The organism is Streptomyces sp. SID11385 (assembly GCF_010548245.1).
Classification (GTDB): domain Bacteria; phylum Actinomycetota; class Actinomycetes; order Streptomycetales; family Streptomycetaceae; genus Streptomyces.
The window spans coordinates 1-4,401 of the sequence record NZ_JAAGLR010000291.1; the positions used below are offsets into that span (position 1 = coordinate 1).

Annotated in this window: 4 protein-coding genes; all 4 read left to right on the forward strand. The window is 72.9% G+C overall.

Annotated features, from left to right (window positions below):
* Window positions 1-648 (forward strand): CHAD domain-containing protein (locus G3I42_RS08960; RefSeq protein ID WP_164284083.1); only part of this gene is annotated, 648 nt, incomplete at its 5' end.
* 193 nt (window positions 649-841) lie between these two features.
* A complete protein-coding gene (locus G3I42_RS08965) occupies window positions 842-2,779 on the forward strand; it encodes a TIGR03960 family B12-binding radical SAM protein (protein WP_164284088.1) in 1,938 nt (645 codons plus the stop codon).
* A gap of 203 nt (window positions 2,780-2,982) precedes the next feature.
* Window positions 2,983-3,813, forward strand: a complete 831-nt coding sequence (locus G3I42_RS08970; protein ID WP_343244494.1) for a TIGR03936 family radical SAM-associated protein — start codon at window positions 2,983-2,985, stop codon at window positions 3,811-3,813.
* 361 nt (window positions 3,814-4,174) lie between these two features.
* Window positions 4,175-4,401, forward strand: a 227-nt coding sequence (locus G3I42_RS08975) for a hypothetical protein (protein ID WP_164284086.1), incomplete at its 3' end; no start/stop codon positions are given.

Here is a 4,401-nt window from a genome sequence, read left to right on the forward strand (position 1 = left end):
CTCGCGGGCGCACTCGGCACCGACCGCGACCGTGAGGTCCTGGAGAAGCGGCTGCGCGGACTGCTCGGCGACGTCGAAGCACCGCTCCTGCTCGGGCCCGCCGAGGCCCGGCTCACCACGTGGGCGGTCCGCGCGGGCGAGACGAGCCGCGCCACGGCGCTCGCCGCGCTCGACGACCCCCGCTGCCGCGCGCTCCTCGACGACTGGGCGAACCTGCTCGCCGCACCGCCCCTGACGCGTGCCGCGGTGCGACCCGCGCCGCAGCACTTCCGCAAGGCGATCAAGAAGGAACGCCGCAGGTCACGGCGGCTCCTCGCGCAAGCCTTCGCGCTCCCGCACGGCCCCGCGCGCGACGTCGCGCTGCACGAGGCGCGCAAGAAGACGAAGCGGCTGCGGTACGCGGCCGAGTCCGCGCGGCCCGTCCTCGGCAAGCCCGCCAAGCGCCTCACCCGCGAGGCCAAGGCGCTCACCTCGCTCCTCGGCCACCACCACGACGGCGTCGAGGCGCGCGCCGCGCTCCTCCGCCTCGCCACCCACGCCCAGACGGCGGGCGAGGCGGGCTTCACGTGGGGCCTGCTGTACGGGAGGGAGGAGGCGCGGGCGCGGGCCTATGAGGAGGAGGTGGAGCGGTTGCGGGCGGGGGAGTGAGGGGAGCAGGTCTCAGGGTTTTCCCCTAAGGGTCGCGTGGGCCCCCGGTGGGCCCAACGGGTGGGGCAGGGCCGGGGTTCCCGGGGCGGCGGTCCTCGTGCGGGCGCGGGGGTCGGGCCGGGGGCGGTTACGCTGAGAGTTCGTGATCCCTCCCCGGATCGCGCCCAGCTCCCGACGTCACAAGGTCAGCGAGATGCCCGTCGAGTCCGCAGCATCGGTCTTCCCCCAGCTCGAAGCCCTGCTTCCGCACGTGCAGAAGCCCATCCAGTACGTCGGCGGTGAGCTGAACTCCACGGTGAAGCCGTGGGAGGAGTGCGAGGTGCGCTGGGCGCTCATGTACCCCGACGCGTACGAGGTCGGGCTGCCCAACCAGGGCGTCATGATCCTCTACGAGGTCCTGAACGAGCGCGACGGCGTCCTCGCCGAGCGCACGTACAGCGTGTGGCCCGACCTGGAGAAGCTCATGCGGGAGCACGAGGTCCCGCAGTTCACCGTCGACAGCCACCGCCCCGTCGGCGCCTTCGACCTCTTCGGCCTCAGCTTCTCCACCGAGCTGGGCTATACGAACATGCTCGCCGCGCTCGACCTCGCGGGCATCCCGCTGGAGGCCGCCGACCGCACCGTGGCGCACCCGCTCGTCGTCGCGGGCGGCCACGCCGCCTTCAACCCCGAGCCCGTCGCCGACTTCATCGACTGCGCCGTGATCGGCGACGGCGAGCAGGCCGTCCTGGAGATCACCGACGTCGTACGGGCCTGGAAGGCCGAGGGGATGCCCGGCGGCCGGGACGAGGTGCTGCTGCGGCTCGCGAAGACGGGCGGCGTCTACGTACCGCGCTTCTACGACGTCGAGTACCTTCCCGACGGCCGCATCGCCCGCACCGTCCCCAACCGCTCCGGCGTCCCGTGGCGCGTCTCCAAGCACACCGTCATGGACCTCGACGAGTGGCCCTACCCCAAGCAGCCGCTCGTCCCGCTCGCCGAGACCGTCCACGAGCGCATGTCCGTGGAGATCTTCCGCGGCTGCACGCGCGGCTGCCGCTTCTGCCAGGCCGGGATGATCACCCGCCCCGTGCGCGAGCGCTCCATCACCGGCATCGGCGACATGGTCGAGAAGGGCCTGCGCGCCACCGGCTTCGAGGAGGTCGGCCTCCTCTCGCTCTCCTCCGCCGACCACTCCGAGATCGGCGACGTCGCCAAGGGCCTCGCCGACCGGTACGAGGAGGAGAAGATCGGCCTCTCGCTCCCCTCGACCCGCGTCGACGCCTTCAACGTCGACCTCGCCAACGAGCTGACCCGCAACGGGCGCCGCTCCGGCCTCACCTTCGCCCCCGAGGGCGGCAGCGAGCGCATGCGCAAGGTCATCAACAAGATGGTCAGCGAGGAAGACCTCATCCGCACGGTCTCCACCGCCTACGGCAACGGCTGGCGGCAGGTGAAGCTCTACTTCATGTGCGGGCTCCCCACCGAGACCGACGAGGACGTCCTCCAGATCGCCGACATGGCGACCCGCGTCATCGCCGAGGGCCGCGCCGCCTCGGGGCGCAGCGACATCCGCGCGACCGTCTCCATCGGCGGTTTCGTGCCCAAGCCGCACACCCCCTTCCAGTGGGCCCCGCAGCTCTCGCCCGAGGACACCGACGCGCGCCTCGCGAAGCTCCGCGACAAGATCCGCGGCGACAAGAAGTACGGCCGCTCCATCGGCTTCCGCTACCACGACGGCAAGCCCGGCATCGTCGAGGGCCTCCTCTCGCGCGGCGACCGCCGCGTGGGCGCGGTCATCCGCGCGGTGTACGAGGACGGCGGGCGCTTCGACGGCTGGCGCGAGTACTTCTCGTACGACCGCTGGATGGCCTGCGCCGAGAAGACCCTGCCCGCCTTCGGCGTGGACGTGGACTGGTACACGACGCGCGAGCGCTCCTACGAGGAGGTCCTGCCCTGGGACCACCTCGACTCCGGTCTCGACAAGGACTGGCTGTGGGAGGACTGGCAGGACGCGCTCGACGAGACGGAGGTCGAGGACTGCCGGTGGACGCCGTGCTTCGACTGCGGGGTGTGTCCTTCGATGCAGACCGAGATCCAGATCGGGCCGACGGGGCGAAAGCTTCTGCCGCTGTCGGTGGCGGGGAAGTAGCTCGGCCTTTCGCCGGGGCGGGCCCTTGTCGGGGCTCCGCCCCGGACCCCGCTCCTCAAACTCCCCCAGCCTTCGGCCGGGGGGACCCCCAGAGGGGCTGGATTTTTGCCGGGATGGGCTGGATCTTTGCCGGGGGAACCTCCGCTCCGTGCGGCACGTACTCTAGAGAGAAGGACCACCGCACTCTCTAAGGACTGACTCCCCTGGGCAAGCGACAGCCCGAAGGCCCCCCTCCGGCGCCGGTCACGCAGCGCATCCGGCTGCGGTACACCAAGCGCGGGCGCCTCCGGTTCACCAGCCACCGCGACTTCCAGCGCGCCTTCGAGCGCGCGCTGCGCCGCGCCGAGGTACCCATGGCCTACTCCGCGGGCTTCACACCCCACCCGCGCGTGTCGTACGCCAACGCCGCACCCACCGGCACCGGCAGCGAGGCCGAGTACCTGGAGATCGGCCTCGCCGCGTCCCGCGATCCGGAACGCCTGCGTCAACTGCTCGACGAGTCGCTGCCCACCGGGCTCGACATCGTCGACGCGGTCGAGGCCCGCACCCCGCACCTCACCGAGCGCCTCCAGGCCAGCGTGTGGGACCTGCGACTCGACCAGGTCGCCCCCGAGACCGCCGCGCTCGCCGCCGAGAAGTTCATGGCACGGAGCACGGTGGAGGTGGAACGCCTCACCAAGAACGGCGTACGCACCTTCGACGCCCGCGCCGCCGTCGTCCGCCTCGGCCTCGCCGAACAGCGGGCCGACGAGCCGACCGGGCGTCCTTGTGCGATACTGCGCCTGGTAGTACGGCACCTGACACCCGCCGTACGTCCTGACGACGTCCTGTCCGGCCTCCGAGCCGTGGCCGAACTGGCGCCGCCGGTCCCCGCAGCGGTGACCAGGCTGGCGCAGGGGCCGCTCGATGAGGAGTCCGGCACGGTCACCGACCCGCTCGCGCCCGACCGCGAGGCGGCACCGCCAGCCACGGCAGCCACCGTGAGCGCCGGCTCCGCCACCGCGACGACGCCCGCCGAGGAAGGCACCGCGTAGGGAGTCTCCCGCCCACCCCGGCGGGCCCGCAGCACCTGGCACGGCCCTGCCCCAGCCCCCGGCTGGGAGGAGCCTCCACACCTGCGGCCCCGGCCCCGGGAAGGACGGGAAGCCTCCTGACCGGCCGTCGCACCGCACCGCCTCCGTACCCGGAATCCACCGGGACCTGGCGGGGCACCCGACCACAAGACTTTCGCCAGGCCGCCGCACCCGCGGCCGGAACCGGCGAGACAGACACGAACAAGCTCCTGAGCGGCGCCCGCGCCCTCCGGTCCGGCGGCCACCGCGCGTCCAGCGCGAGCCGCCCGCGTCACCGGTAAACGGCGCGGCGCCCGGGAGCACGACGGGAGACACCCCCGCAATGCTTGAGCCGAAGGAACCCGGCACTTCCGGGACCCACGACGACACTCCCTCCTCGCCCGGCGACACGTTGCCGCCGCGCCGCAGGCGCCGCGCCGCCTCGCGCCCCGCGGGCCCGCCCGCCGGGCAGAGCGCCACCGCGGAGAACACCGCCGCCGAGCAGGCCGCCCCGGCCATACCGGCGAAGGCGCAGGAGACGGAGACCACCACCCGTACGAGCGAAACCGA

Excerpts from the sequence above, each read along its gene's own strand:
- G3I42_RS08965 (WP_164284088.1), top strand. The coding sequence starts at position 842 with ATGCCCGTCGAGTCCGCAGCATCGGTCTTCCCCCAGCTCGAAGCCCTG.